Genomic DNA, 25,995 nt, shown 5'->3' with positions numbered 1-25,995 from the left:
GCTTAGCTTTTTAACCTCAAATAGACCAGGGCGAATAGCATTCACTCTGGTCTATTTGTTATATGCGTAAATACCAATAGGCTGACCGTTTTCCGAGCAACCACTGCAACCATAATCTCTTCTTAACCAAGCCAGGGCAGCAGAGGGTAAAGTTTGCATTCTGCCGTTGGCCATTAAGAACCGCCCGGAGTGTTGAAATACAGGACGTTGGCAAAACCAAAAACTGAGATTTCCTTTAGTGCTCTAGTTCGCGATCGCAAAGCTAGACTCACTATCTTCAACTTAGCTTAATAAAACCAGGAATAGTTCTGTCAAAACTAGGCATTAAAGCCTATCTAAAGGCGTATGGCTCGCTCGGCGGCTTTATATATCATTGAGCTTGACTATCAATAGTTTCAAGCTCGATATGATTCAGCGCTCATCTTATTTGATAAGAACTCAAATATATAGATAAAACCCTCAAAAAGTCGGCATGCTAATTCCGCCAGGTTGCAAGCCGCCATATTAGTTCTAAATGTCATTGAGATAACACACAAGACGCTGTGTGGCGATTGGTACAGAAACCCTCAACACAACTGCCCCCACTGCTAACTATGAACTCTGCTAAACAGTTAAAACTAGTATATTCTTCAGCCCCTGTAGACGCTACGAGCGTGTATATGCATTGGGTTTTAGGGCAAGATGATCCTTCTCACTTTGCAATCACCTACGCTCAACATTTTTATGAATTAGCCAAAAAATTCAATGCAAAATCTTGGCTTATTTCGTCAAGAGACAAGAAAGGCCTCATTCAAGATAATGACTTTAAAATTGAATTTAGATCTCTAAAACATCAATCCAGAAGTAGCATGGCCTACTTCGCTGGTCAGCTTTGGTCAGGATTGAGACTGATTTTTTCAGTAATTCTCTTCAAGGCTGATATTTTAATCGTTACTGAAGACAGAACCTTTTGGTTCCTACTAGGTATTCTTCCTTTATTTGGCATTAAGGTTATTCCCACAATTCACTGCACTTTATGGCCCAAATACAAGCGGCCTAGCACTGTGCAGCAAATTATTCAAAAGCTGAATAGCTGGTTCTTTCGGTACGGCTGTGTAGAGATTTGCGTCGTCTCTGAAGACATTAAAGATCAGATCATCAAAATTACCAATGGTCGCAGCCGCCCTATTCGGACGTTTGTTCCTGCCTATAGAAAAGAGTTTCTTGACGACATCAAGAGCCGAAATTACGATACTGAATCTGAGAAATTTCAGGTTTTGTTTGCTGGCAGAGTGGAATCAAGCAAAGGCATCTACTTACTTTTAGAGGTTGCGAAAAGATTTATCCTGACCAATCCTAACTGTGTTTTCAACATTTGCGGTACTGGTAGTCAGGTAGAAAAGCTTAAAGCGGCTGCTTTGGAAGCCGGCATTGAGAAGCAATTTGTTCTCCATGGGCACTGCGATCGCAATAAGCTTCGCAAGATGTATGAAATGTCCCATGTTATTGCTGTTCCAACAACTAAAGATTTTGTTGAAGGATTCAACAAGGTTGTTGCCGAGGGCGTCATTATGGGAAAACCAATTGTCACATCTCCTGTTTGCCCAGCATTATCTGTAGTCAGAGATGCAGCGGTGGAAGTTGCCCCTGACAACGTAGACGATTATTTGAACGCTATCTTGAAGCTGGCAACGGACAAAGAGTTTTATCGGCAAAAGCAAAAAAACGCTCTGGCTCTGAGAGAACAATTCTTTTCGTACTCAAAAAGTTGGGAAGCGCAGGTGGAAGATGTTGTTCGAAAGATCTGTAGAAGCAACCTGGATATCAGTAAATACGGACGAAAAACAGCCCATCGTCCCCTGTTGAACGCCGACTCGAAGCCCAATTTTGTGCCGAAGGAGAAAGCAGCTAAAACTCTAGTTGGTCTCGATAAAGTCCTTTGACTAAGTTGTCAAGCTGCTCGTCGGGGCAACAGTCGATGAGGATATAGAAAGCCTCTAGCAGCTTGGCAGCACTGTCGCCCATCAGTGGGCTGAGACCCCACACATCTTGCACCCAGTCTTGGGGGTCGGTGGCATCAAAAATCATGCGCTCTAGTAGCTGCTTGGCCTCGTCTTTAGAAATAGACATGAAGTTAAAGAGAATAACTCAACTGACCCATTTTATCGTGCAGGGGTGCTGATCACAGTTTAGTAAGGCGATCGCACCTCTGCACAAGGCATTGCGCTTACAAATGGTCCATAAAGCTTTTATCAACTTTGTCTTGAATGCTCAGGTGTTCAAGACTTCTTTTTGTACAAAGGGTTAAAGCCATGCGATCGCCCCCATGAATTTAGATCAAGCCTTTCAAAATCTTCTGCCAAATGCTGCTGAAGCCCAAGTCATGGAGGTTTTTGCCCCGCCGTTCCTAGAAGCTTTAGGCTTCGGGGCTTCAGAAAGGTTTAGTCAGTTTCCTATAGGTGGAAAGCCCAGAGTTGACTACGCTGCTCGTAAAAATAGTGACGACAACATTTTTTCTCAAAACCTAAAGCACCCATACCTCTACATGGAGGTCAAAGGACGAGTCAGAAATTTAGGGGACGAACATCATAATCATTACCGTGAAGCAGCTAGGCAACTTAAGGGATATCTTTTAGATCCAGCCTCCGAATCGGTAAAGTGGGGCATTCTGGTGAACTCTTTGCATGTGCAGTTGTTCCGTAAGCACGGCAAGGTAATTCACCCCGAAACACCTTGCATACCATTAAATACTGATATTCAACGTGTTGCTAGAGATCTAAAACAACGCATCGAATCACCAAAACGAGCGTTAATAGTTACGGTTTACAATAATAAAGGCGGCGTAGGAAAAACTACGACAACGCTAAATCTAGCTACCACTTTAGCTCTTCTAAAAAAGCGGGTTCTTATTGTAGATTTTGAACCTAATCAGAGTGATTTAGGCGACTCTCTTAATCTACAACCATTACAAGGCAAATTGCTGAATATTCTTAAAAGCAGGGATCCAGATATTAGGGAAATTATAACATCCCATAAATTAGAGCATCCAAAAGTCCAAAGGCCTCCCTCATTTGACATTATTCTTGCGGACGAAGGGATGGCTAACGATCTTGACGAAGCTAAACTTAGCCAACAACTTAAACTACATGCTTTAAAGCGTGCTTTAGAATCAGTGCAAAACGATTATGACTACATCCTTATTGATGCTCCTCCAAACTGGAGGCTTTTTGCTAAAAAAGCTATTTTCGCTGCCGATGCAGTTTTAATTCCAGCACGACATGACAATCTGCATTCCCTGCAAAATGCGGGAACGGCTATCACTCGCTTTATTCCTGAGATCCAAAAGGAACGTCAGCAGATTGGTGAGTCTGGCCCAATTGCACTGCCGATCTTCATGAACAACACTTTCAAGCCTACCGGCCCAGCTATTCAGCTGATGCATCAAGCCATTGACAAAATTATTCAAGATGCAAAAGCCAATTTTGATGGTTTTGATCTCAAGCCTTATTTCTATCCGAAATCTAGTCAAGGGCATGAGAACCGCAAAATGATCAGCATTCCCTACATGGCTTACATATCAAGAGCTGATTTTATGCATATGCCGGCCGCATTTGCGTTTAAAGCGGCGCGGGAGCAATACCTAAATCTTGTGAAGGAGTATTTTCTCTAATGAGTCTTTCAGACATTGGCAACTTAATGTGCCTGCCCTTCGATGAAATTGAACCTGGCGAACCTACCGAAGCCCACGAATATCTCATTCAATCTGCAGCTAGCCAGCTCGGGCCTGAGGGGCGCAACTGGGTTCCGCTTGTGGTCAAAGAACTTGCGCCTGATCAGTATCAGGTGATTGGCAATTCGTTTATTTATGCCGTCGCCGCCGAGGCCGGGCTCGAAGAAGTTTGGTGTATTATTGCCGATGATGCGCCAGAGACCGTCGCCATCACTCAAGCATTGGCCCAAGAAACCCTGCCAAAAACCAACCTTTCCACCGCCAGCCGCGAGGAGATTTCTGCCGCGCTAGATTACCTAATGAGTCAACCCAGCACTCCCCTCAAAGGCGTCAGTCACGCTTCTTTAGTAGCCCGGTTAGATGCAGCTCCCCGCCAGTATTGGAAGAACCTGCAACCCATTACCAAACTCGGCTGCCGCATCACTGCTGGCAAAAAACTAAAAACGCTAGAGCAAGTTTTTTACCTCACGCCAGAGCCCATGCCAGAGGTAATTACAGACCGTCAGCTGCTAGAGTCGCTCAGCACCCAACAGCTCAAAACCATGGCCCAAAAGCGCGATTTCAAAGGACTCTCTAAGCTCAAGAAAGCAGATTTAGTCGCCTTGCTAGCAGCAGCTTAAGCATCTGTTGTAACGGATGCCCACTTATACTCATGGCCTTCAGGTGGGCTAAGAATTAGGTTTTGGGCACTCACGATGCGCCGATACGTGGCTTGGTGGCCAAACCCTAGGGGACAAGTTCGCCCATAATCCTAAATCGCATGTGATTAACCGCGATGTCGCCCAGGCGCGTGTCTGGGCTACCCGCCGGCAGCACCAGCTTTTCAAAGGATACTTCTTTGCCCATTTCCACATGCCACCAGGGCAGGCCCATAAAAAAGCGGGTGGGGTAGGGGCCGCCTTCCTGCACATCGTCGGGGTTCGACTCCATGGGCACCCAGCCAAAACCAGGCACGTAGAATTCTATCCACACGTGGTTGAAGTCGGGCTCTAGGTAAATGCCGGGCTGGTCGGCGTGGGCAGGGCACTTGTAGCGGCCCACGGTGCGACAGGCGATGCCATTGAGGCGCATTAGGGCCAGCAGCAGACCGACGTATTCACCGCAGGAGCCGCGCCCCCGCTGGAGCACGACCTCAGGGGTTTCGATCGCCGGCGTCACCGCATAAGACAGCTTGTCGTAGACGTAGTTGCGAATGCTGAGCACCTGGCGCAGCAGATTGGTTTCGCTGCCCACGCTCTCGCGGGCGGCCGCCTGAATCGCGGGCTTATCCATAGACAGTTCGTCATCGTCGATTAGGTAGCGGGGGCCATAGTCCTGGGGCAGGGGCGGGGCCGACTCGACCTGGCGAGGAGTGAGCTGGTACTTGATGCCGTAGACCTCGACTAGGGCCTTCCAGCCAAAGAGGTGGCGCTGGTTGGGGTCAATGCGGTCGAACCGGAAGCAGGCAATGCGATCGCCCGCCTGCTGCACCTCCGTAAAGGGCAACCCTACCGGCTCTACCGACTTAACCCGCTGGCGATCGGTCGTGGTAGGGAAGGCAATGCGCCACTCCACATTCTCTAGGGGCTGGGCGTCTTCGAGGGTGTCGATTTCTTCGACGTAGGTCATTTCGACCAGGTAGCCGGTGGTGCGGCAGTAGTTGGCCTCTTTGTACCAGCGATAGCTGAGAGGATGGATGAGGGTGCGATCGCGAAAGGTCAGCACATAGGGCTCTTCGCCGTTGGGGTCGTCGCGCACGTAGGGCTCTTCGTCGGCGTAGGCCACCCAAACGGTGCCGCTGTCGGGGGTGGTGTGGGGCGGCACCGCGATGCCAGTGGGGTTATCAAAGGGGGTGAGCATTTTGACTATTAGCTCGCCCGTGGCGCGATCAAGGCAGTAGACGGTTTGCTCAGTCTGGTCGCAGGCCCACAGATAGTCGCCCCACACTGAGAGATTTTCTACCCCAATGCCCGGGGCCGAAAACTGGGTAATGCGCTGGCCCGAGGTGCGATCGCAGACAAAAATACAGCCCCCCTTTTTGCAGCTAACGTAGAGGGTGTTTTCCCACACGGCGACGCCATCGGCGGGGTAGGGCAGCGTCAGCAAAGGCTCGGGCTGCATGGCGCCAAGGGTGGTGGTGTAGACGGTGTGATCGCAGCTAAACCACAGCTGATCTTGCCAACAGGCAATTCCCGTCGCTCCATAAAAAGCCTCAGCCTGGGAGGTATTGAGAACTTCTACCTGTTCGGTTTTGGGATCGATGCGCAGCAGGTAGCCGCGAAAAGGGTCTACCGCCAGCAGGCGATCGCCCTGCAAAGTCAGGCCATAGAGCGCCTTGACTCCAATCGGCTGAAGCAGTGAAGCACCCGCCAGGGGCAGGGCCGGGGATATAGAAGGAGAGTCAGGCATAACCAGCGGAGCAACCCAAAACGAAGATAGCTAGCGGAGCCGCAACTGCACCCGCTCAGGTCATATCCTAGGGGACTAAGACGGCAAAAAGTGTAGTTTCCCTAGCCCATCGTAAGAAAACTGTAGTCAATCTCTCTCATTGGAGAGGTGAGAGAAGTGGGGGGAGTGAGAAAGATAGGGGAGATGAGGAAGGTGGGGAGGATGAGGAAGATAGAGAAGTCCAAGAGCGTTCCTATCATCCCCGCATCACCTCCCTCACCTCGCTCTATTCGCCTTCCTGGCTAACCTGCTGCTCCACGGTGCTAATTGCGGCATTGAGGGCGGCGAGGCGAGCTTCTAGGGAATCGCGCCAGGATTTCATCATCTCTAACTTATAGCGCTGGTACTGGCGACGCGATTCGGCGGAAGGGGGGGCACAAAATGGAAGGAACATAGGAAATTTGGGGGCTAAATGGATAGTGAAGGACGCACCCTTGCTTCTGAAAAGAGGCTAAGCAACCACTCGGCTCAGGGCCACTCTGTAGGCCATGCGGTAGGTTTGCTGCCTAGAGGTGCTCACGACAGCTCACCCCAAGGAACACCAGCCGCTGATAGAACAATTGCATTAGTTCCACTTTGAATTTAGCTCAGCTAGAAAAAGATCGCTTCTTCCAGGTGACAGACCACCAGTTTCAGTAGCCCATAAGGCTCAGGCTGAAGGGCATCAGCATTGATCAAATTAGTGTTGAGTTTGAAATGTGGTGCTCGCCTAGGGAACCAGCACCCAATCACAACGATGGTATCGAGACTCTTAGCGATTTCGCCATCAGCAACCATGGCCAACCCTGGCAACCTCTGCCGCCGCTCCCGCGACTAATACCTATCTGGATGGCAGCCCTGGCCGAACTCTCTTCAACCCGGCTCAGGCCTTAGCTGGGAAGGGTTATTTTTGCGGGTTGAAGGTGCATGATAGCGGTGACAATAGTCAACGCTATTGCTTGAAAATGTAGTTTTTTATACGTTTTAGACCAAATACCCCTATGTGGAAAATCGTCTTGGGTGCAGTCTCAGCCAGCAGCCTACTGGGCCTGGTGATGCTGTTTTCTCCCAGTGCTTTAGTTCCGGCACTGTCATCTGAAGTCTCACTTACCCAAGCACCAGCCGCATCAGCCACCCCCACTACCCTGGTGCACCTGTTCGAATGGACTTGGGCCGACATTGCTACCGAGTGCGAAACCTACCTCGGCCCCAACGGCTACCGAGCCGTGCAAATTTCGCCACCCCACGAGCACATTGTCCTGGCCGACTACGGCTATCCCTGGTGGCAGCGCTACCAGGTGGTGAGCTATCAGCTCGAAAGCCGCAGCGGCAGCCGTGCCGACCTGCAAGCCATGATCGATCGCTGCCGGGATGCTGGAGTCGCCATCTACGCCGATGCCGTCATCAACCACATGACCGGCTTTGAAAGCGGAGTGGGCAGCGCCGGCACCCGGTTCAGCAAATACGACTATCCCGACCTCTACGCCTCCGAAGACTTTCACAACTGCCGCCAGCCCGTCACCAACTACGACGATGCCGAAAACGTCACCCAGTGCGAGCTGGTGGGTTTAGCCGACCTCAACACTAGCTCCAACGCCGTGCAGACCACCATCGTCGACTACATGAGTGAACTGGTCGACATGGGCGTAGCGGGCTTTCGCATCGATGCCGCCAAACACATTCGCAACGAAGAGCTAGGGCAAATTTTAGACCAACTGCGCGATCGCCACCCCGACACCAATCTCTACATCTACCAAGAAGTGATCGACCCCGGCACCGAGGCCATTCGAAAACAGGACTTCTACGACAGCGGCAACGTGCTCGACTTTAAGTATGGCCGTTTTATCGGCGAGGCCTTTCTAGGCTTAGAGGGTGAGACCCTAGCTAACTTGCAAACCCTAGGCGAGGGCTGGGGCCTGGCCCCCTCTAGCCAAGCAGTAGTTTTTACCGACAACCACGACAAACAACGGGGCCATGGTGGCGGCGGTGATTACCTCACCTACAAAAACGGCGACCTCTACGCTCTGGCCAACGTATTTATGCTGGCCTTTCCCTACGGCAAGCCCCAAGTGATGTCGAGCTTTGCCTTCGACGACTCGGAGCAGGGACCACCCGCCGAGGCCGACGGCACCACCCGCCCCGTCTACCAAAATGGCCAGGCCAACTGCTCTGATGAATGGGTCTGTGAGCACCGCTGGCCAGCTATTTCTGGCATGGTCGGCTTTCGCAACGCCACTCAATCCGTGGCCGAAGTCACCAACTGGTGGAGCAACCAGGCCAACCAAATCGCCTTTGGCCGAGGCAACCTGGGCTTTGTCGCTATTAACCGCGAGGCCGAACCCCTGACCCACACCTTTCAAACCCAGCTGCCCCAGGGCCGCTACTGCAATGTAGTGCAGGGGGGTCTCAGCGCCGATGGCGCCGCCTGTGCCAACAATGCCAAAGTTGTGCTGGTCAACCGCGCCGGGCAATTTACCGCCACGCTGCCCGAGATGACTGCCCTAGCCCTCCATGTGGAGGCAAAGCTCAGCCGCTAGCTACATAATCGTGGGGTTGGTCAGCAGACGCGATCCTACTTGGATGCCCTTTATTCAACCTCTGGAGCGGCTTTTTTCGAGCGGTAAAAGGCCTTGATCGCAAACCGCACTAGCAGAATGAAGACTGCCAACACCAGCACAAACATGACGATGGGAGCCACCAGAGCTAGCAGCGAGATCACGATCGCCCCTACCAGCTCCACCCCAGCAATGATCAGGTTCGTGGCGCCGCCCGTAGTGGCTGTGGAGACTAGCCGGGTCAGACCATTCAACCCTTTCACCGTGGCAGCGGCTCCGCCCCCGGCCACGATCGCAACGCTCCACTGGGCAAAAGGGTCAAGCTGGTTAGCCGCGATCGCCATCAGCAGCGTGCCCGCCACTGCCGCCACCGGTAGCGCTACGGTATCGATCACATTGTCGAGCCAGGGCACGCTGTAGGCCAAAATTTCGACCACTAGAGCAATGGAAAGGCTAACAAAGGCGGTAGTGCTGCTCAGCCAGGTCATGCCGCTAGTCAGCTGTAGATGGCCAAATAGGGCGGCGGCACTCAGCACCCAAAAGGGCACCACTACGCGAAATCCGGCGGCAACCCCTAGGCCCAGGCCCAAGCCAATGCTCTCCAACAATTGCAGATCCATAAGGTTTAGAGCCATGGAGCGTCCTTCCCCAACTATTCCTAAATGCCGGTCCTTGGCCTAAGAATAGCCCCCGAGCCAGCCAGCAACAACCCCAGAGATCTGTGGCAGCCTGGCTCTACCACGGCAGGCGACTGCCATCCCAGCTAAAAAACTCGCCGCTATCGGCGGGGGTGAGGCCATCCATCACCGCCATGAGCTGTGCTACCGTGCGCTCCACCGAGAACAGTTTCTCCGGCGGCACCCCCCGCTGAAAGGGCTCCGACAGGCGGGTGTCGGTGGTGCCGGGGTGCAGCAGAGCCAGAGTGGTATTGGGGCTACGGCGGGCGTACTCAAGCGAGGCCGTTTTCATGAACATATTCAGCGCTGCCTTAGAAGCCCGGTACCCATACCAGCCCCCCAAGCGGTTGTCGCCAATGCTGCCTACCTTGGCCGATACAGCGGCAAAAATACTGGGCTGGTCGTGCTTCAGCAGAGGCATCAGGTGCTTGGCCAACAGCACCGCCCCAAAGGCATTGGTCTGAAACGATCGCATCAAGTTTTCGCTGGTGAGCTGCCGCAGGCTCTTTTCAGGCTGAAAGTCGCCGTCGTGGAGCACCCCCACGCAGTACACCGCCCGGTGCAGCCGCGGGGTCAAGGTTTGAATGTGGGCGATCGCCCCCTCAATCGTGGCCTCATCGGTAACATCTACCGGCAGACAAACCAGCTGAGGCGACTGTTCGACCAGTGCTAACAGCCCCTGGGCCGTATCGGGCCGACGGTAGGTGCCATACACCCGCTCGAAGCGCCCATCGGCCAGCAGTTGCCGCACAAAGCCTAGTCCAATGCCTTGGCTAGCACCCACCACCAAGCCGGTTTGGCGATCGTTTTGCAATTCAGCAGTCATAGCGGCTCGGCCATTCCACAAAGTTAGACTTCTGGGTCATGACGCCTCTCCCCCAGCGGCATCAGCCGTCAGAATTAGCTCCTCCATTGCCGCTTGAATATCCGCCGTTAACGTCTCCACCGCAGCCTTCGCCGATCGCCGTGACTCGGCATAGTCAGACCAGCGATCGTTAATATTCATCGGCTCCCCCAAACTGATCACCGCCTGGCGAGTACCCAGCTGGGGACGTTTGGGCACCCTTGTCCCCTTCACCCGCTCCACCAAGTCAAAGAGAATCAGGGTAGTTTCAGCAAAGCGCTCAAAGGTAGGCTTGTCTTTTACGTAGGTGCCCGTCACCGCCACAAAGCTTTCTACTAAGCGCATATGCCGCATGTGCAGCGTGGCTTCCTCCGACATCCAGTTGGCCAAGCCGCGATCGAAGGCTGAGAGCTGCTTCAGGTCAGCAATGTCTTCGCGGTAAATATAGGCCCACCCCGCTTCTTCGAGGCGGCGGCAGCGGGTCACCAAAGTTCCCGTATGGGGTAGGCCAAAGAATCGCTCCCCGATCTTGAGCGAGCCGTCTAACAAGGGGCTCAACCGCTGGGCGATCGCGGCGGGATGTTCAGAATCTTCGGGCTCGGCAGCTGGCGACAGATTATAGAACTGCTGGTAAAACTGCTCTAACCGGCCCAGCAGGTGCCGCCCCAGGGTCAGCAGCCGAGGATAGTAGTCTTCTGGCCCCATGGCCGTCGGCTCACTAAACGACTGCACCGGCAAGCCACAATCAGCCTCTAGCTGGGCCAGCAGCCGATTCAAGGCCGCCCAGTCGGGGCGGGGGTAGATGTAGCGCAGCCCCACCGGCAGCAGCAGCACCTGCTCCGAACGCCCCGCTTTTTGCAGATCTTCTACCGCCCAAAAGGCCAGCTGAGCCGTGCCCGGTTCCAGGTCGCTGATCACTTCGCCGTGACCATTGGTGGCGCCCTCGGGGGCAATCGTCACCGGCAGCGGCGCATTCATCATCCGTTCGCGCACCGCCTTCAGGGCCTTAAGGTCAAGCCGCCGACCCCGGTGCACCGGAATGCCCCCAATGGCGGCGAAAAACCAGCCTAGCCAGCGCCCTGCCCAGAGAGGCATGCCCCGGTCGTACATAAAAAAGCTGTGCAGCGGTCGCTTGAGGCTAAAACCGCGCTGACGGGCCGCCCGAGGCACCAGTCGCGAAAACAGATACGACAGGCACAACGGATCGTCAACCTGGCTGTGGCGAAAGGCCATCATCAGCCGAATTTTGCCCGTCTGAAATTGACGAAAGCAATCCGCCAACACCTCAGGATTGTGGCAGGTCACCGGCCAAATGCCCGCCGGCAGCCAGGGCCGCAGCCGCAGCCGCAGCATCAGGGGCAGCACGATATAGCAGCCCTGCACCACCCAGGACTTGTAGCGGGGCGGAATAAAGCCAAGGGGCGGCTGGGCGCGATTGAGCTGAGGCAACGGCAGACTCCGGAGCAGTAGGCGAGTTTTCCATAGCCCACTGTAGGGCAGATTCCCCCCCCTGCGTTGGCCTTTCGCCAGTCTTTGACTATCACAGCCTCAGGCCCCAAAACAGCAACGTCCCCCTCCCAAAGGAGAAGGACGCTGCTACGGAACCACACAACCAAGGCGTCCACCTCTGTGGACCACCCCAAAAATAAAAGTGTCTGACCCCTGAAAGCCCCCTGGAGTCAGACACATTTACCTGTAAGGACGCTTTCTCAAACAAACCAGCTCTTAGGTTCAAATGCCCCCAAGTGAGCCGCTGAGCTGACCTGCATGCGTTCTTCAGAATTAAATTTATTCTCTTCGGTTTCGACCCTGGCGGCGTCCAGGGAATTACGTAACCTGGCCAACTTTCCCCAGGCAGGGAAGGGCAAGGCCGGTGGTATTACTCAGGGTGGCGGCGGCAACCTTGGTTAGCGAAGTAGGGCAGCAGCGCCCGATGCTTGGGCCAGTGATAGACCACATAGCGCAAAACCCAGGGAGCCGACACCAGCAAGCAGAGCACCCCCAGCCACCAGCTGGCGCGAAACTCCGCCAGGGTGTCGATAGTGTTGGCGGTGGGCTGGTTAGAGAGAACGTCTATGCCTGAGGCGATCGCATTGTTGATCGCGTGGGCGGCCATGGGCACCAGCAGCGATCGCGTACTCAGGTACAGCAGCGACATCACCACCCCAAACACAAACAGCCCGATCAAATTGGAGTGCAGCACCCCAAACAGCACCGAGGTCAACACAATGGCCGGGCGCACCCCCCACTTCATCCCCCAGCGGTGCAGCAGCACACCACGAAAAATGAACTCCTCGGTAATGGGAGCCACCACCAACACCGAAAACAGCATCAGCCCGTTATAGAGACTCGGATCCGTCGCTTGGTCAGCCGATAGCAGCAGCGACTGCCGCAGCGTGGCCTCCACCAGCCCCGGAGCCACCACGGACAAACCTAGGTACGACACTTGAAACGCCCCCAGCGAAAACAGAAACACTCCCGCCACCAGCCACAGCAGCTGCACCCAAGCCAGCCGTCTAGGCCAAGAGCCCAGCAGCGCCGCCAGGTTGAGGGGCAAGCCCGATCGCCGGGCCGCCAGCAAGATCGATCCGCACAGGCCCAAAAAAATTAGGCTGTAGAGGATGGGCGCCAAAATTGGGTCATCGCCCTCCAGGGGCAACAGCTCTAGGGCCCCCAGAGTGCCCAACACCATGAGCCAGCCGATGAAAATAGCAAAAAACGTCGCCACCACCAGCCGGGCTTTCAGGACCAGAAACGGATTGTTGTCGCACGCTGCCATAGACCAAAACCCGTTCTAGAAACCGCCAATCAGCGAAATCAGCCCTCAAGCTATCCGGTGATGCAGTTGATCCGGTTTTCCCCGATTCAACCATGAATTGATTAGGGAGCGCTATAACTGAGGCACTATGCCCTTGACCGAGGGCAGCATGGCAGGGCTTAGCCCCAACTAGGATGCTTATCCTCTGCCCCACCGCAGGGTGCTTATTGACGGTGACTGTTCTGCGCCTCCGGGTCAGCGCCTATAGTTATGGGGGCTGTCATTCTTGCTCCAGGGCCCCATGACCAACGCTTCGCCAGATTCCGGCGCAATTCCCGGCATCATTTTAGTGGCACCAGTGGCCGATAGCCCCTTGGGGCCTCTGGTGGAGTTATTAGACGTGCTACGAGCCGCGGGCTACGAGGTGCACCAGGCCACTGGCGAAGACGACATCATTGCGGCAGCCGAAGCAACTCCTCCCGACCTAATTTTGCTAGCACTAGAGCAGTTTGATACGGCCGCTATGCGGCTGTGTCACCGCCTCAAAAAACGGCCCCTCACTCGCCAGGTAGCCATAGCCGTAATTGGCCGAGATCAGGCCCTGGCTCGACGCCTGCGGGCCTTTGAATTTGGCGTGGTCGACTACATAGACCAGGCTCTCTGGGTTGAAGAGGCCGCCGCCCGCATTAAGGCCCAGGTGACCACCCACCGCATGCAGCGACGGCTGCGGCAGCAGGCACAGCGGGCGGTCTCGGCGGGCAGCGCCACTAACCTCTTGGCCGATCTGCAAAAGGCTCTGCGCCGCCAAGCCCAGCTTTTGCAGGCTCAAAATCTTCAGCTTCAGCAAGAAATGCAGGAGCGCGAACAGGCCCAGCAGGCCCTACGCCTGGAGCAGCAAAAGTCAGAGCAGCTATTGTTAAACATTCTGCCGCGGGCGGTGGTCGACAAGCTCAAACAGCTCGAGGGGTCGTTGGCCGAGCGCTTCGACGACGTCACGATTTTGTTTGCCGACATTGTTAACTTCACTCCCCTGGCCGCTCAGATTAGCCCCCTAGAGCTGGTCAACTGGCTCAATCAGATTTTCTCGGCCTTCGATCGCCTGGCCGAGCAGTACCAGCTAGAGAAAATCAAGACTATCGGCGATGCCTACATGGTAGTGGGGGGGCTGCCTTTGCCCAGACCAGACCATGCCGAGGCCATCATGGAAATGGCCTTGGCTATGCAGGAAGCGGCCGCCCACATCACCCGCAACGATGGGCAAAAGTTTGAGCTGCGCATTGGCATCAACACTGGGCCGGTGGTGGCCGGAGTGATTGGCATTAAAAAGTTTAGCTACGACCTCTGGGGCGATGCTGTCAATATCGCCAGCCGCATGGAGTCCCACGGCGTGCCGGGCAAAATTCAAATTACCGAGGCGACTTACCAGCACCTCAAACACCGCTATACCTTTGAAGAAGTGGGCCAGGTGATGGTCAAAGGTCATGGCTATTTGACTACCTATCAATACAGCGGCCCTGAGCAAAAAGCTTGATAGACTGGGGAGACTAAAAATTCGGGCCGCTGAGCTAGCTATCCTGTAAACACGGCATAGCTTAGCCCGGTACAGTGCTCAAGACGGCCCCCGAGATCATGCCCGGTTAACTCATACCTCTACTCTATGGCGACATTTTTACTGGAAGTTGGCACCGAAGAACTGCCCGCCAGTTTCGTTAGCGATGCCCTCCACCAGTGGCAGACCCGGATTCCTGCCGAATTGACAGAGCAAGCTCTAGCCCCCGAAGCGGTGCGCTTCTATGGCACCCCCCGCCGCCTGGCGGTGATGCTCGACGGGCTGCCCGTGCGCCAGCCCGATCGCCAGGAAGAGGTCAAAGGCCCCCCGGCCCAGGCGGCCTTTAAGGATGGTCAGCCGACTAAAGCCGCCGAGGGCTTTGCTAAATCTAGGGGCGTAGATGTATCTGCCCTAGAGGTGCGCGACACCGACAAGGGATCGTTTGTGTTTGTCAATCAAGAGATTCGGGGGCGGGCGGCCACCGATATTTTGACCGAGCTGATTCCCCAGTGGATTTTGGGGCTGGAGGGCAAGCGGTTTATGCGCTGGGGCGACGGCGACCTGCGCTTTCCGCGCCCGATTCGCTGGCTGGTGGCGCTGATGGATAACGAGGTGCTGCCCATCACCCTCGAGAATGGGTCGCTGGTCTGTACGAGCGATCGCATCTCTCAGGGTCACCGCGTGCTGCACCCTGAGCCCGTACCACTACGTCGCGCCCAAGACTACGTCGAGGCACTGCGCGACGCCTACGTTGAAATCGACCCCGCCGCCCGTTGCCTGCTAATTCAGCACCAGGTCGAGGAGAAGGCCAAGTCCCTGGGGGGCGTGCCGATGATTTCTGCTGCCCTGCTCGACGAAGTCACTAATCTGGTGGAATGGCCCACCGCCGTCGTGGGCAAGTTCGACACCGAATTTCTCGACCTGCCGCCAGAGGTCGCCATCATCGAAATGGAGAGCCACCAGCGCTACTTTCCGCTGAAGCAGAAGGCCGAAGGGTTGGCGCTGATGCCTAGCTTTATCACCATCTCCAACGGCGACCCCAGCAAAAACGCAATTATCGCCGAGGGCAACGCTCGGGTGATTCGCGCCCGCCTTTCCGACGGCAAGTTTTTCTTCGACGCCGATCGCGCCCAGCCCCTCGACGCCTTTGTGGCCAAGCTCGAAACCGTCACTTTTGAAGAACGGCTGGGCTCCATGGCCGCCAAGGTAAAGCGGATTGGCACCGTGGCCGACCACCTCTGCGACCAGCTCAACCTAGGAGCTCAGCCCCGCCAGCATATTCGCCGCGCCGCCTATCTGTGTAAGGCCGACCTGGTCACCCAAATGGTGGGCGAGTTTCCCGAACTCCAGGGGGTGATGGGGCAAAAGTATGCCCTCCACAGCGGCGAGCCGGAGGCCGTAGCCACCGCCATTGTCGAGCACTATTTGCCAAAGGGCGCACAGGATAGCCTGCCCCAAACCCTGGCCGGGCAGGTGGTGGGCATTGCCGATCGCCTCGACACTCTAGTTGGCATTTTTAGCACTGGCCAGCTGCCCACGGGCTCCTCAGACCCCTTCGCCCTGCGGCGGGCCGCCAACGCGGTGCTAAATATTATCTGGGCGGCGGGGCTGCCCCTAAATTTGGCGAAACTGCTCGATACCGTGGTGCAAGACTTTGCTCAGGATCCAACCCTGGCGATCAACGCCCCCGAAGCGCTGCGCACCCAGCTCCACGACTTTTTCTTGCAGCGGGTGCAGACGCTGCTGCAAGACGAGCAGGGCATCGACTACGACTTGGTGAACGCGGTACTGAGCGATCGCGCCCTCAGCGATCCGCTAGATGTCAAGGATCGCGCCCTGTTCTTGCAAGCTATGCGCCGTAACGGCCGCATGGATAAGGTCTACGAAACCGTAAACCGGGCCACCCGCCTGGCCGCCCAGGGCACCCTCGACACCAATGTGCTCGACCCCGAGGGCGTGATTGCTGAGGTCAAGCTAGAGGCTAAGGCCGAGCATGCCTTCTTGGCAGCGCTCAAAACCCTGGTGCCCCAGACCCAGGCAGCCCAGGCTAGCCGTGACTACGACCGGTTGGTGGCGGGCCTAGAGCAGGTAGCCCCGGTGGTCAGCGGCTTCTTTGATGGCCCCGACAGCGTGCTGGTGATGGCCGACGAGCCAGCGGTGCGGCAAAACCGCCTCAACCTGCTGGGGCTGCTGCGCAACCACGCCCTGGTACTGGGCGACTTTGGCGCTATCGTTAAGGGATAGCGATGCCATGAAAAACGCCCATGTAATTGGTCTGGGTAAGTCAGGAGTAGCGGCAGCGCGGCTGCTGCACCGCGAAGGCTGGCAGGTAGTGCTGAGCGATCGCGGCACCAGCCCCGCCCTAGTCACCCAGCAGGAAGCCCTACGCCAGGACGGCATCACCGTACTGCTCGACTACAGCTTTGTGCCCGATAGCCGCACCAACCTGCTAGTGGTCAGCCCCGGCGTGCCGTGGGATAGCCCCGCCCTGGTAGCCGCCCGCGAGAACGGATTGGAAGTCATTGGCGAAACCGAGCTGGCCTGGCGGTTCTTGCAAGATCGCCCTTGGGTCGGCATTACCGGTACCAACGGCAAAACCACTACCACGGCCCTGACCGCCGCCATCTTCCAGGCCGCTGGGCTCAATGCGCCCGCCTGCGGCAACATTGGCTATGCCGCCTGCGAACTGGCCCTAGAATCAACGGTGCCCGACTGGGTGATTGCCGAGCTGAGCAGCTACCAGATTGAGGCCTCGGCTACCCTGGCTCCGCAAATTGGCCTGTGGACTACGCTCACCCCCGACCACCTGCAGCGCCACGGCACCGTCGAGAACTACGCCCAGATCAAAGCCACGCTGATGCACCGCTCAGAGCTGGCGGTGTTCAACGGCGACGACCCCTACCTGCGCCAGCACATGCCGGAGGAGTTTCCCTCTGCCTACTGGACGAGCGCCGCAGGGAAGCGGGCCATTGCGCCCCTGCGACCCACCGCCTACATCGACGAGGGTTGGGTAAAGTTTGAAGGCATTCCTATCGTGCGGGCCGATGCCTTACGCATGGTGGGTGACCACAACCAGCAAAATCTGCTGCTGGCGGTCACGGCAGCTTGCTTGGCAGAGCTGGATGCAGAGGCGATCGCCTCTGGAGTGACCACCTTCCCCGGCGTGCCCCATCGGCTAGAGCACATCTGCACCTGGCAGGGGATTGATTTCATCAATGATTCAAAGGCGACTAACTACGATGCGGCTGAGGTGGGGCTGCGATCGGTAGAGGCCCCAGCCGTGCTGATTGCCGGTGGCGAAGCTAAGGAAGGCGACGACACCGCCTGGGTGCAGCGCATTCACGAACGGGCCGCCACCGTGCTGCTGATTGGCGACGCCGCCCCCCAGTTTGCCCAGCGCCTAGAGACCGCAGGCTACCGCAACTACGCCATTGTCGAGAACATGGAGCGAGCAGTGGAGCGGGGTGCTGAGGTAGCCCCATCCCTGGGGGCCTCAGTTGTGCTGCTTTCCCCCGCCTGTGCCAGCTTTGATCAGTATCCCAACTTTGAGCAGCGGGGCGAACACTTCCGCCAGCTTTGCCAGGAGCGATTTTCCTAGGGCCTTAAACGTCTAAGTTGGGCTCAGGAAATGTTCAAAAGCTAGAACAATTGTTGTTAAGGTTGCAATTTGAAAGTTTCTAAACTTTATATCCTGCAAACCTTTTTGCTGGTCTAAACCTGACTATTCAGGTATAAATTGGAGCAGATGGTGCCTAACTCTGCCCTTCAAACCATTTGATCCAGGGCAATCATTTCCCAAGTCAGTTCCTGATCTACCCTCATCCGCCTGACTCAGTCTCTCTTATGCCCTATGGACAACTCGTTTGATTCTGCTGAGTTTTCTGCAGTGCCCTCCCCTACTGTGGGTGCCGGGGAAGGACGTTCTGCTCAACGGCCAGTTTCATTTACCATCGGTGTCAGCAGGCCCGCCAGCGCCGATACTCCTGCTAGCGGCGCTGATTCCAAGCCGGTGCTCCAGGCTATGAATGCCCCGGCCCACCTAGCTCCCTTTCCAGTGCAGGCTCAGCTCTCGCATTTGCCCCTGCTACCGCGCCGCAAATCGCCAACCTTTAGCCGCCACCGCCACGACGCCAACCCAGCCTTAGCAGTTAAGGTGCTGCAAGACATTCAAATGGCAGTAGAAGCCTGGCACCAAGACCTAAAACAGACAGTGCATCGCATTCAGACCCTCTATATGGAAGGGCCGATCGTCGATGGCTGGCTCGAGACCGTAGATGAGCACCTTGGCCAAGCCGCTGCCCTCGATGCTGCCCTGCTGCGCCATGGCGACCCCCAAGCCCTCTCCAGCTACGTCGAGCAGCTGTGTCAATCGCTAGAGTCACCCCAAGAGCAGTCGGCCCCTGCCGGCACCGATCTGGGCCGTCCTGGCTATCGTCTGTGCAGCCTCGACTCTGACGGTCGGGTGCAGTACTTTCCCTGCCCACCCGAGCAACTGTCCACGATTAGTTTGGCGATCGCCCGTCACCAAAAGCTGCGCCAGCTACTCGATCACAAGCAATTTTTAGAAGCCAAGCTTAAGCGCACGGTGGATATTATGACCACCAGCCGCGACAACTTGGGGATTGCGCCGACCTGTAGCTCGGAGACGGGGGAGGAGTAGGTGGATGGGTGGATGGGTGGATGAGTAAGGGATAGCCCACCCGAATTACCATCCCCAGGTGCCGGGGTCGCCTTTAAAGGGGCCAACGATATCTGAGGTAATCCAGCCGCCGTAGAAGTCGCCAGGCTGGGACTTCACCAGCTCATCATCGACGTAGCAGGCTTCCATGCGGCTGGGGTAGAGGGCGATGTAGTTGGCAATGCTCTCGAACGCTTCCGTAGGCTGAGGATAGGCCCAGGCAACCTGCTCGGCCACCCGTTCGCCCACCGCTACAGTGAAATACACCGCTGCCCCTTTCCATTCGCAGAACGTCGAGCGGGGTACCGGCTGAAAATACTGCATCTGTACATCCTCAGGAGGAATGTAGTATGTCGGCGGATGGCTAGTCTCTAGCACCCGCTTGGTGCGCCGCGAATCGGCAATCACCACACCGTTAAACACCACGCGAATGTGCCGAGTCGAGTCTTCTAAACGGGGCGGACGCGGGTAATCCCAGACGGATTCTTGACCAGGACCGGGGGCAATGCGGTTGGGGGGAGAAAACATGGGTTAAGGAGTAAAGGGGTAGGGGGGTGGATGGGTCTGGGGTAAGAGGATTAGTAGAGCTGGATTTGAATGTGATTTATTAGCAGTGCATTGTCTCAAGCATAAACTCCTTACCCATTTACCCTCTACCCATTTACCCTCCCACCCATCCACCCCCTACCCTCACTGCCCCTGCCACTGCTGAATCTCCTGCTGAGCCTGCTCATAGGCGCTAGTACCTGGGGGCACTAGGCCCGCGGCAGAGATGGCGCTGGGAAGCTGGCCAGAGGCAGCGCGGGCGCGGGCGATCGCCAAAATATCTCGGCTCCACTGATCGATACGCTCCTGGGCGATCGCCGACTCGGGGTAGTCGGGGGGAATTTGCTGAGCGATCGCGATCGCCGACTGAAACGAGGTGGCCTGGTCGGGCTGCAGTAAGCTCTGGGCCTCTTGCAGCAGCTGCCGGTTGATTCGACTCTGCTCCCACTTTTGAATTTGAGCCTGGGCCTGTCCCCAGGTCTCACCCTGGTCTTCAGGCACAAGGCGGGCGGCCGAAATGGCTGCATCTAAATCACCTGCAGCGGCTCGACCTTCGGCAAGGTCTAAAATTACCAAACTCCAGCGCTCAATATCAGCCTGAGCCTGGTCATAGGCCGGATCCCCAACAGGCACCTGCCGAGCCTGCTCAATAGCATCGTTAAAGAGGGAGGCCGAAACCGGCTCAATCAGACGGCGGGCCTGGTTGAGGGCAGCCCCCCCCGACAGCTCAGCGTTGGTATAGCCCATTTCAGCTTGGTCAACCAGGGCTTCGTAATCTTCAGGACGTTCGCCCTCAGGAATTTGGGTTAGCCAGCTCAGCGCCTCGCCAAACTGACGCTGGTCAAGGGCCGTTCTAGCTCGTGCTAGGGCCTCGGCACCACTCGCAGCCGTTCCTGGAAATAGGGGTTCCCCAACCGTCTCAGCAGCAGGATTGGCAACTCCCCCCACAACAGCCCCATCGGTAGGGGGGACGACGGATGGCGCGGTGGCAGAACCTCCCCCCACAAAGCTCTCTTGGTTGCGCCACAGCACACCGAGCAGCAGGAGGCCCGCTACCAAAATTCCCCAGCGCTGCCAGGGCACCAGGCTAGAGGCAGTTGGTTGACTCGGAGCGGACGGCTTCGTGGCCTCAGGCAGAACTCCCGGCAGCAGCTTCGGTTCTAGCGGCTGGGTCGGTGGCCAAGGCTTAGCAAATTCATTGTTGGGCGGATCTATAGGCACCAGAGCTGGGTAAACCGACCAGCCTGGACTCGGCTCTACCGGCAAGGCAATTTCTGGCTCTGGCTGAGGTTCTGACAAGATCTCAGGCGGGGGCATGACGCCAACGGGCATTTGGCCCACCAGGCTTGGGGGTACGAGCATGGCGTACTGCTGGCCAGCAGGCACCAATGCCACAGGATTTTGCACCGGTCGCCAGTGGTGCTGGCACAGCTCAGGCACGCGATCGCGCAGGTAACTCACCAATTGCGCCAAGGTCAAACAGCCGTGGAACCGCATGCCTTCAATCAGGGCCTCGGTAAATAGCCCGTGGCGCACCGCCAGCGTCTCCTGAGAAAACTGGTTGGGCTGGCAGGAGAGCACCAGAGGAATCTCCAGACTTTTAGCCAGAGACAGGGTTTGATCGCCTAGGTTGCTGCCCCCAGGAGCAGGGCTGAGAGCGCTCTGAGGCCGGTTCATGTCGAGCATGACGATGGATTGGCGCTGATTCCCCTGGGCCAATTGATTCAGCAGCGTTTCTACCAAAATGCCGGTTTGCTCAATGCGATTGGGGTCAGCATCAATGGGCAGTAGGTAATCTTTCCCCTGCCACAGCACCCCGTAGCCGCTAAAGAAAAACCACACGGTATCTTCGGGGCCAGCGCGATCGCAGCTCTGGGCCAACCGTTGCAGCATCACCTCGCGGGTTGGCGCAGCCGCCCCCTCATAGACCACCGCCGAAATATCCGTCAGCAGCGAGCAATACTGGGCCGGCAATCCCACCTCGGCCACCAAAAAGTCTCGCAGTTCGAGGGCATCAAACTGGGCGTACATCAGGGGCTGAAGCGATTGATATTGATTGATGCCAACGATCACGGGCCAGTGGCTTGCCATGCCTTTTGAATGCCTCTCGTACTGCAGAGTTGAGGGATAAAAATTCCCCTGCCATAGTAGCGCCTGCTCGGCCAAACGGAAGCTCAGACCGGCAACCCTAGACGGCGACAATTCTTAATTGACGATTGGCGGCTCTATAGCTAGAGTTAAAGCACTTTTTGGACATCCCGCGAGGATGTGTGGAGCAGCAGTCCATGGAATTGATGTCTCTTTTAAAAAATGGGCGCGCTAAAAGACACAATAGGCCGTCCAACATTGCGTCTCTGGGAGCACGATTCACCCTAGCTGCGTTGGTGGGTTTAGGGAGTGTGGCCCTGCCGTCGTTGGTTACCCCACCCGCAGCCCAAGCCTACACGTCGCGCGTCAACCTTTACCTGGTGCGCGAACAGGGCGAAAGTTTTGAAACTCTAGTGCAGCGCTCCGAAATTATCGCTCGGGCCGCCATTCAGCGCAGCTTCGACGCCGATGTGCTGATGACCGACGTCATTGTTACCGTCATTGGCGACAACCAGGGCATTTCTGTCCCCATTCTTACGGTGCCGGTCAGCCGCAGCGAGTGGCAGCTCCTGCCCGATGTACCGCAATGGGCGGATTACTTTGAAGCGGCTAGGTACTTGGTCGGCGATGAGGATGCGGGCGATCAACTCTAACGCTGGGACAATCGTTCTAGGCGTAGTTGAGCTCCGCAGGGCTAGACAGAAAAATAAAATTGCATAGAATAGCCTCTTGCCCTATGCTTGAAAGGTTGTGAAGTCTTAAAGTATTGCTGTCATGGCGGTTCCCAAGAAGAAAACCTCCAAACAAAAGCGTGACCAGCGTCGCGCCACCTGGAAGCGCACCGCAGCGCTTCAGGCTAAGAAAGCCATGTCCCTCGGCAAGTCTGTGCTCACCGGGCGGTCTACTAGCTTTGTGTATCCCAACGATGAAGAGGACGACGACGAAGAGTAAAGTGCTAGGGCGATGTTCATGGGCCCTTGTGGGTTTGCCTCGTCTGTATTCAGCAACTGAATACTACATTTTGTAAGCAGGATAGAGCGTCTATCCTGCTTTTTAAGTTAGCTTGGCGGCAGATTATTCCATTCTGCCACCACCATGAACCAGCTCGACTCCAACCCAGAATCGCGCATGTGGGCTATGCTTGCTCACCTCAGCGCTCTGTCTGGCTTTGTTCTTCCCTTTGGCAATATTATTGGGCCTCTCGTCATTTGGCTGGTTAAGCGCGACGAAATGTCCTTCGTCAATGACCAAGCTAAGGAAGCGCTCAACTTCAATATCTCCATGACCATCTATATGGTGGTTGCAGGGGTATTGATTTTTGTGCTAGTTGGGATTCCTTTAATGATTGTTTTGGGCATCGCCTGGTTAGTTTTGGTCATTTTAGCGGCAGTTAAGGCTAACGAAGGGACAGCCTATCGATATCCCTTAACGCTGCGATTAATAAATTAGCAAGCTAAATAAACGGACGCGCCTCTGGGACTAGGGGCGATCGCGGCGCAACCTTAGGCTGCTCAATGCGGGGCAACTCCGTAGGCTCGTCGGTCTCGGCCTCTGGGGAATCTGCCTCAGGGGCTTTTTCGGTGCTGGGCGGGCTGGGCTCTGCTTGTTCCTCACCTAGAGAAGGCTCGGTAGGCTCGTCCTCCTCGGGTCTTACGCTAGGTAGCTCAGGGGCTGCATCAGCCTCTGGGTTAGACAACCCATCTGGGACAGGCGTGGCCTGGGGAAGCTGATCGAAGGTATCTTCTGGTGTGTTTGGGGTGGGGTTAGCGGGCGCGGAGGGCGAATTGGCTGGGTTGCGCCACTGCTTAAAACGATTAAGCAACCCTTTTGGGCTGGGTTCTGGAGTAGGTTCTGAGATTGCGGGGGGAGTTGGGAGCACGGGTACAGGCTCGGGCTCTACCTGGGGCGACAGCACGGGAGGAATCTCTAAATCTGCTGGGGGCACCATATCCTCAATGGCATCTTTTGACTCAGGTGCGATCGAGGCAGGGGCTTCTTCAACAGGGCGCTCAAACTCCAGGCTATCCTCTTCGGCATCCTTCCCAGTGCTATCGTCTTCTAGCATAAGTTGATCTTCCTTAGCCGCCTCTGACTCTATTGATTTCTCTGGCAGAAGCAATGGCGTGGGCGGCGTCTCATCTTCAGGTTCAACTGGGGGAAGACCTTGGGTGGCGGTGTCTGGAGCAGTTGATTCAGGTGCGGGTTGCTCCTGCGCTTCAGATTGGGATGACTCTGGAGCAGCGATTTCTGGTTGAGTAGTCCCAGGCTCAGGAGCATTTTGCCCTGGCGTTTCTATTTCAGCGGAGGGAGGCTGAGGTTCTGACTCGGGGGTCTCAATTGTCGGCTCCGGAGCTGGGGGGGCTGGGGGCACGTAGGTGGGGTCGATAATTCCTGCCACGTCCTTCAGACCCAGTTCACCGCGCACTAGGCGAGAGAGTGTGTCGCTGCCGCCGGGCTGATAGTCGATGATGCGCACGGTATTGTTAAAGCGGTTGTCGATAGGGTTGCCGCTTTCGTCAATCAGTTCAAGCTGCACCCAATTGCGTCCCGGCTTAAAGCCCTTGAGCCAAATGGGCTGCCATTGGTCAAACACAAAGCTTTGGTCGTTGACGGTGCAGCGAATGCGCCAGTCGTGCAGATCATCGTCGGCCTCTGCCTGGGCGCTCATGTGCAGAGGCGCATTGGTGAGATAAAAGTCGAGCATGATTGGCTCGGCCCCGTAGGTCGCCTGAGGCCGGCTGTAGGTGAGCAGGGGAGCCTTAGCATTGAGCTCGTTTTGAGGCGTGGGGGCCACGATGTGGAACGTGCGCTGGTCAAAGGCTCCTTGGTTCTTAAAGCTTTCGTGCCAGGGGCGTGAGGCGAACACGCGCAGGGTATGGGTACCGGGGGAGAGCCCGTCAAAGGTAACAGGTTCTGACAGGTCGTAGACAGCTCTGTAGGGTTCGTTGTCTAGGAACAGGTGCAGATGGGGGCCGAGTTCATAGTCGTCGTCTTTAAACAGAGGCAGACCACGCACCTGGAGTCGCACCGAGACGCTGGTGTCGTCTACCACTTCGCCGGGGCGGGGGCTTAGAATACGCACCTGGGGCGTGTAGGCGTCAATAATTTGCTTGAGGGTCTCTAGGGTTTCGGGGGGAGACACCTCGGCAATTTGCCCGGTGAGACGGTTGGACTGGGGGGTAGGCTCTGACAGCAGTTCGGTGGGCTGCACGGGTTTGGCGCAGCTAGCCAGACTAAAAGTGAGCAGCGCGATCGCACAGAGGGCCACAACCCGCCGTCCTAGTCCCATGACCTTGCGGATGAACCCTTGTGTCGTGCCCATGCTGCTATTCTCTACGTCTTTACAACCAATACCATAGGCCACTTTAGGGTCTTTACAGCAATCGCCACACAGCTTTTTGCTAGCGTGGGAGAGCTGAGCTAGACTGGCTCGATGATATCTGTTAAACGACCGGGAGAGGGTTGTCAGACATGCGGACAAAGCAGGCTGTTGTACTGGCGCTATCACTATTGATCGGTCTTTCGGCGGGGGCCGCCGCTGCTACCGCTTTCTATTGGAACCGGGCTACGGCCCTGCCGACCTGGTACAGCACCAGCGGTACCGATACAGCCGTGGCCGATGTCAGTACCGGCAGCGGCAACCTGCTAGAGAGTAAGCTGGCCAGCGGCCAGGGAGTACGCTATGGCGACGACAATCGAGTTGAAATTTCCCTCACCGAGGCTGAGCTAACTCAGCTGCTGGCCGAGGGCATAGCCCAGACGCCCGAGGTGGCTCAGTTTCTGCCAGAGGCAGATAGTTTAAACGCCACGATTCGCGGCGATCGCGTCGCCGGCGGCATTGTTGTCAACCCTGCCGACCTACCCACCCAACAGCTGCCGCCCCAGGCTCAGCAAGCTCTAGAGACGGCCCTGAGCAGCGTGCCCATGCTGGGCGATCGCCCCCTCTACATCGGCATCGAAGGCAGCCCCCGCGTAGACAACGGCCGCCTAGTGCTAGGCGATGACACCCGCATTCAAGTCGGCCGAGTCAACCTATCGCTAGACGATGTAGCCCGCCTCACTGGCCTCGACCCAGCTCAAATCACCGAGCGCATTAACCTCGCCCTGCCCCAAGCCGGCCTCACCCTCGACGGCCTAGAGTTTATCAATGGCGAGGCCGTGCTGCGCGGGGCAACCCAAAACTAA

Annotated in this window: 23 protein-coding genes; 12 read left to right on the top strand and 11 right to left on the bottom strand. The window is 56.4% G+C overall.

Annotation, left to right across the window (positions count from 1 at the left end):
• Positions 1–593 precede the first annotated feature (593 nt).
• Entirely contained in the window at positions 594–1,922 is a 1,329-nt protein-coding gene (locus NC979_RS00810; RefSeq protein ID WP_190522835.1) for a glycosyltransferase family 4 protein, read from the top strand.
• On the opposite strand, the gene NC979_RS00805 is transcribed toward NC979_RS00810, so the two are convergent.
• Positions 1,888–2,109, bottom strand: coding sequence for a hypothetical protein (locus NC979_RS00805; RefSeq protein ID WP_190522834.1), 222 nt, complete (start codon positions 2,107–2,109; stop codon positions 1,888–1,890). The genes NC979_RS00810 and NC979_RS00805 overlap by 35 nt on opposite strands.
• A gap of 196 nt (positions 2,110–2,305) precedes the next feature.
• Here NC979_RS00805 and NC979_RS00800 point away from each other — a divergent pair, with 196 nt between their 5' ends.
• Both NC979_RS00800 and NC979_RS00795 read left to right on the top strand, forming a co-directional pair.
• The gene (locus NC979_RS00800) at positions 2,306–3,649 is read left to right on the top strand and encodes a ParA family protein (protein ID WP_190522833.1); all 1,344 of its coding nucleotides are present in this window, start codon (positions 2,306–2,308) and stop codon (positions 3,647–3,649) included.
• A complete protein-coding gene (locus NC979_RS00795; RefSeq protein WP_190522830.1) occupies positions 3,649–4,329 on the top strand; it encodes a transcription termination factor rho family protein in 681 nt (226 codons plus the stop codon). The genes NC979_RS00800 and NC979_RS00795 overlap by 1 nt, the downstream gene beginning before the upstream one ends.
• 106 nt (positions 4,330–4,435) lie before the next feature.
• On the opposite strand, the gene NC979_RS00790 is transcribed toward NC979_RS00795, so the two are convergent.
• The 3 genes from NC979_RS00790 to NC979_RS00780 all read right to left on the bottom strand — a co-directional run bounded on the left by NC979_RS00790 (position 4,436) and on the right by NC979_RS00780 (position 6,913).
• Positions 4,436–6,097, bottom strand: coding sequence for a transglutaminase domain-containing protein (locus tag NC979_RS00790; protein ID WP_190522828.1), 1,662 nt, complete (start codon positions 6,095–6,097; stop codon positions 4,436–4,438).
• 265 nt (positions 6,098–6,362) lie between these two features.
• Positions 6,363–6,530 carry a hypothetical protein gene (locus NC979_RS00785; protein WP_190522826.1) on the bottom strand — a complete coding sequence of 56 codons (168 nt, stop codon included), beginning with the start codon at positions 6,528–6,530 and terminating at the stop codon, positions 6,363–6,365.
• Positions 6,531–6,727: 197 nt separating this feature from the next.
• Positions 6,728–6,913 carry a hypothetical protein gene (locus NC979_RS00780; RefSeq protein WP_190522824.1) on the bottom strand — a complete coding sequence of 62 codons (186 nt, stop codon included), beginning with the start codon at positions 6,911–6,913 and terminating at the stop codon, positions 6,728–6,730.
• Between the two features lie 203 nt (positions 6,914–7,116).
• Here NC979_RS00780 and NC979_RS00775 point away from each other — a divergent pair, with 203 nt between their 5' ends.
• Positions 7,117–8,652 carry an alpha-amylase gene (locus NC979_RS00775; RefSeq protein ID WP_190522822.1) on the top strand — a complete coding sequence of 512 codons (1,536 nt, stop codon included), beginning with the start codon at positions 7,117–7,119 and terminating at the stop codon, positions 8,650–8,652.
• A gap of 50 nt (positions 8,653–8,702) precedes the next feature.
• Here the strand turns inward: NC979_RS00775 and NC979_RS00770 are convergent, their stop codons facing one another.
• The 4 genes from NC979_RS00770 to NC979_RS00755 form a co-directional block, all read right to left on the bottom strand.
• Positions 8,703–9,305, bottom strand: a complete 603-nt coding sequence (locus tag NC979_RS00770) for a DUF4126 domain-containing protein (RefSeq protein ID WP_190522819.1) — start codon at positions 9,303–9,305, stop codon at positions 8,703–8,705.
• Positions 9,306–9,405: 100 nt separating this feature from the next.
• Entirely contained in the window at positions 9,406–10,173 is a 768-nt protein-coding gene (locus tag NC979_RS00765; RefSeq protein ID WP_190522817.1) for an SDR family NAD(P)-dependent oxidoreductase, read from the bottom strand.
• A 36-nt stretch (positions 10,174–10,209) separates the two neighbouring features.
• Positions 10,210–11,640 (bottom strand): lysophospholipid acyltransferase family protein, encoded by a 1,431-nt coding sequence (locus NC979_RS00760; protein ID WP_190522815.1) that lies wholly within the window; start codon positions 11,638–11,640, stop codon positions 10,210–10,212.
• Positions 11,641–12,070: 430 nt separating this feature from the next.
• Complete coding sequence (locus NC979_RS00755) at positions 12,071–12,970, bottom strand: CPBP family intramembrane glutamic endopeptidase (protein ID WP_190522813.1); 900 nt, start codon at positions 12,968–12,970, stop codon at positions 12,071–12,073.
• A 280-nt stretch (positions 12,971–13,250) separates the two neighbouring features.
• Here NC979_RS00755 and NC979_RS00750 point away from each other — a divergent pair, with 280 nt between their 5' ends.
• From NC979_RS00750 to NC979_RS00735, 4 genes are all read left to right on the top strand, one after another.
• The gene (locus tag NC979_RS00750; RefSeq protein WP_190522811.1) at positions 13,251–14,480 is read left to right on the top strand and encodes an adenylate/guanylate cyclase domain-containing protein; all 1,230 of its coding nucleotides are present in this window, start codon (positions 13,251–13,253) and stop codon (positions 14,478–14,480) included.
• A gap of 126 nt (positions 14,481–14,606) precedes the next feature.
• On the top strand, positions 14,607–16,742 hold the full coding sequence (gene glyS, locus NC979_RS00745) for a glycine--tRNA ligase subunit beta (RefSeq protein WP_190522809.1): 2,136 nt from the start codon (positions 14,607–14,609) through the stop codon (positions 16,740–16,742).
• A gap of 7 nt (positions 16,743–16,749) precedes the next feature.
• A complete protein-coding gene (gene murD / locus NC979_RS00740; protein ID WP_190522807.1) occupies positions 16,750–18,096 on the top strand; it encodes a UDP-N-acetylmuramoyl-L-alanine--D-glutamate ligase in 1,347 nt (448 codons plus the stop codon).
• A gap of 252 nt (positions 18,097–18,348) precedes the next feature.
• Positions 18,349–19,158: a hypothetical protein gene (locus NC979_RS00735; protein WP_190522804.1), complete on the top strand. Its 810-nt coding sequence runs from the start codon at positions 18,349–18,351 to the stop codon at positions 19,156–19,158.
• 45 nt (positions 19,159–19,203) lie between these two features.
• Here the strand turns inward: NC979_RS00735 and NC979_RS00730 are convergent, their stop codons facing one another.
• Positions 19,204–19,704 (bottom strand): DUF427 domain-containing protein, encoded by a 501-nt coding sequence (locus NC979_RS00730; RefSeq protein ID WP_190522803.1) that lies wholly within the window; start codon positions 19,702–19,704, stop codon positions 19,204–19,206.
• Positions 19,705–19,866: 162 nt separating this feature from the next.
• Positions 19,867–21,813: a caspase family protein gene (locus tag NC979_RS00725; protein ID WP_190522801.1), complete on the bottom strand. Its 1,947-nt coding sequence runs from the start codon at positions 21,811–21,813 to the stop codon at positions 19,867–19,869.
• A 308-nt stretch (positions 21,814–22,121) separates the two neighbouring features.
• Here NC979_RS00725 and NC979_RS00720 point away from each other — a divergent pair, with 308 nt between their 5' ends.
• The 3 genes from NC979_RS00720 to NC979_RS00710 all read left to right on the top strand — a co-directional run bounded on the left by NC979_RS00720 (position 22,122) and on the right by NC979_RS00710 (position 23,259).
• Positions 22,122–22,463 (top strand): hypothetical protein, encoded by a 342-nt coding sequence (locus NC979_RS00720; RefSeq protein WP_348253514.1) that lies wholly within the window; start codon positions 22,122–22,124, stop codon positions 22,461–22,463.
• Between the two features lie 121 nt (positions 22,464–22,584).
• Positions 22,585–22,761: a 50S ribosomal protein L32 gene (rpmF, locus tag NC979_RS00715; RefSeq protein WP_190522797.1), complete on the top strand. Its 177-nt coding sequence runs from the start codon at positions 22,585–22,587 to the stop codon at positions 22,759–22,761.
• 144 nt (positions 22,762–22,905) lie between these two features.
• Positions 22,906–23,259, top strand: a complete 354-nt coding sequence (locus NC979_RS00710; protein WP_190522795.1) for a DUF4870 domain-containing protein — start codon at positions 22,906–22,908, stop codon at positions 23,257–23,259.
• 4 nt (positions 23,260–23,263) lie between these two features.
• Here NC979_RS00710 and NC979_RS00705 read toward each other — a convergent pair whose 3' ends face one another.
• The gene (locus NC979_RS00705) at positions 23,264–25,132 is read right to left on the bottom strand and encodes a hypothetical protein (RefSeq protein WP_190522793.1); all 1,869 of its coding nucleotides are present in this window, start codon (positions 25,130–25,132) and stop codon (positions 23,264–23,266) included.
• A gap of 149 nt (positions 25,133–25,281) precedes the next feature.
• Here NC979_RS00705 and NC979_RS00700 point away from each other — a divergent pair, with 149 nt between their 5' ends.
• Positions 25,282–25,995 carry a hypothetical protein gene (locus NC979_RS00700; RefSeq protein WP_190522790.1) on the top strand — a complete coding sequence of 238 codons (714 nt, stop codon included), beginning with the start codon at positions 25,282–25,284 and terminating at the stop codon, positions 25,993–25,995.

The organism is Leptolyngbya subtilissima AS-A7 (assembly GCF_039962255.1).
Lineage (GTDB): Bacteria > Cyanobacteriota > Cyanobacteriia > Phormidesmidales > Phormidesmidaceae > Nodosilinea.
Note: the sequence above shows the minus strand (reverse complement) of the source record. Positions and strands in the feature narration are given on the sequence as shown.

Excerpts from the sequence above, each read along its gene's own strand:
- NC979_RS00710 (WP_190522795.1), top strand. The coding sequence starts at position 22,906 with ATGAACCAGCTCGACTCCAACCCAGAATCGCGCATGTGGGCTATGCTT.
- murD (WP_190522807.1), top strand. The coding sequence starts at position 16,750 with ATGAAAAACGCCCATGTAATTGGTCTGGGTAAGTCAGGAGTAGCGGCA.
- NC979_RS00705 (WP_190522793.1), bottom strand. The coding sequence starts at position 25,132 with ATGGGCACGACACAAGGGTTCATCCGCAAGGTCATGGGACTAGGACGG.
- NC979_RS00775 (WP_190522822.1), top strand. The coding sequence starts at position 7,117 with ATGTGGAAAATCGTCTTGGGTGCAGTCTCAGCCAGCAGCCTACTGGGC.
- NC979_RS00795 (WP_190522830.1), top strand. The coding sequence starts at position 3,649 with ATGAGTCTTTCAGACATTGGCAACTTAATGTGCCTGCCCTTCGATGAA.
- NC979_RS00725 (WP_190522801.1), bottom strand. The coding sequence starts at position 21,813 with ATGGCAAGCCACTGGCCCGTGATCGTTGGCATCAATCAATATCAATCG.
- NC979_RS00790 (WP_190522828.1), bottom strand. The coding sequence starts at position 6,097 with ATGCCTGACTCTCCTTCTATATCCCCGGCCCTGCCCCTGGCGGGTGCT.
- NC979_RS00785 (WP_190522826.1), bottom strand. The coding sequence starts at position 6,530 with ATGTTCCTTCCATTTTGTGCCCCCCCTTCCGCCGAATCGCGTCGCCAG.
- NC979_RS00765 (WP_190522817.1), bottom strand. The coding sequence starts at position 10,173 with ATGACTGCTGAATTGCAAAACGATCGCCAAACCGGCTTGGTGGTGGGT.
- NC979_RS00755 (WP_190522813.1), bottom strand. The coding sequence starts at position 12,970 with ATGGCAGCGTGCGACAACAATCCGTTTCTGGTCCTGAAAGCCCGGCTG.
- NC979_RS00730 (WP_190522803.1), bottom strand. The coding sequence starts at position 19,704 with ATGTTTTCTCCCCCCAACCGCATTGCCCCCGGTCCTGGTCAAGAATCC.
- NC979_RS00735 (WP_190522804.1), top strand. The coding sequence starts at position 18,349 with ATGGACAACTCGTTTGATTCTGCTGAGTTTTCTGCAGTGCCCTCCCCT.
- NC979_RS00805 (WP_190522834.1), bottom strand. The coding sequence starts at position 2,109 with ATGTCTATTTCTAAAGACGAGGCCAAGCAGCTACTAGAGCGCATGATT.
- NC979_RS00810 (WP_190522835.1), top strand. The coding sequence starts at position 594 with ATGAACTCTGCTAAACAGTTAAAACTAGTATATTCTTCAGCCCCTGTA.
- NC979_RS00780 (WP_190522824.1), bottom strand. The coding sequence starts at position 6,913 with ATGGTTGCTGATGGCGAAATCGCTAAGAGTCTCGATACCATCGTTGTG.
- NC979_RS00770 (WP_190522819.1), bottom strand. The coding sequence starts at position 9,305 with ATGGCTCTAAACCTTATGGATCTGCAATTGTTGGAGAGCATTGGCTTG.
- glyS (WP_190522809.1), top strand. The coding sequence starts at position 14,607 with ATGGCGACATTTTTACTGGAAGTTGGCACCGAAGAACTGCCCGCCAGT.
- NC979_RS00800 (WP_190522833.1), top strand. The coding sequence starts at position 2,306 with ATGAATTTAGATCAAGCCTTTCAAAATCTTCTGCCAAATGCTGCTGAA.
- rpmF (WP_190522797.1), top strand. The coding sequence starts at position 22,585 with ATGGCGGTTCCCAAGAAGAAAACCTCCAAACAAAAGCGTGACCAGCGT.
- NC979_RS00750 (WP_190522811.1), top strand. The coding sequence starts at position 13,251 with ATGACCAACGCTTCGCCAGATTCCGGCGCAATTCCCGGCATCATTTTA.
- NC979_RS00700 (WP_190522790.1), top strand. The coding sequence starts at position 25,282 with ATGCGGACAAAGCAGGCTGTTGTACTGGCGCTATCACTATTGATCGGT.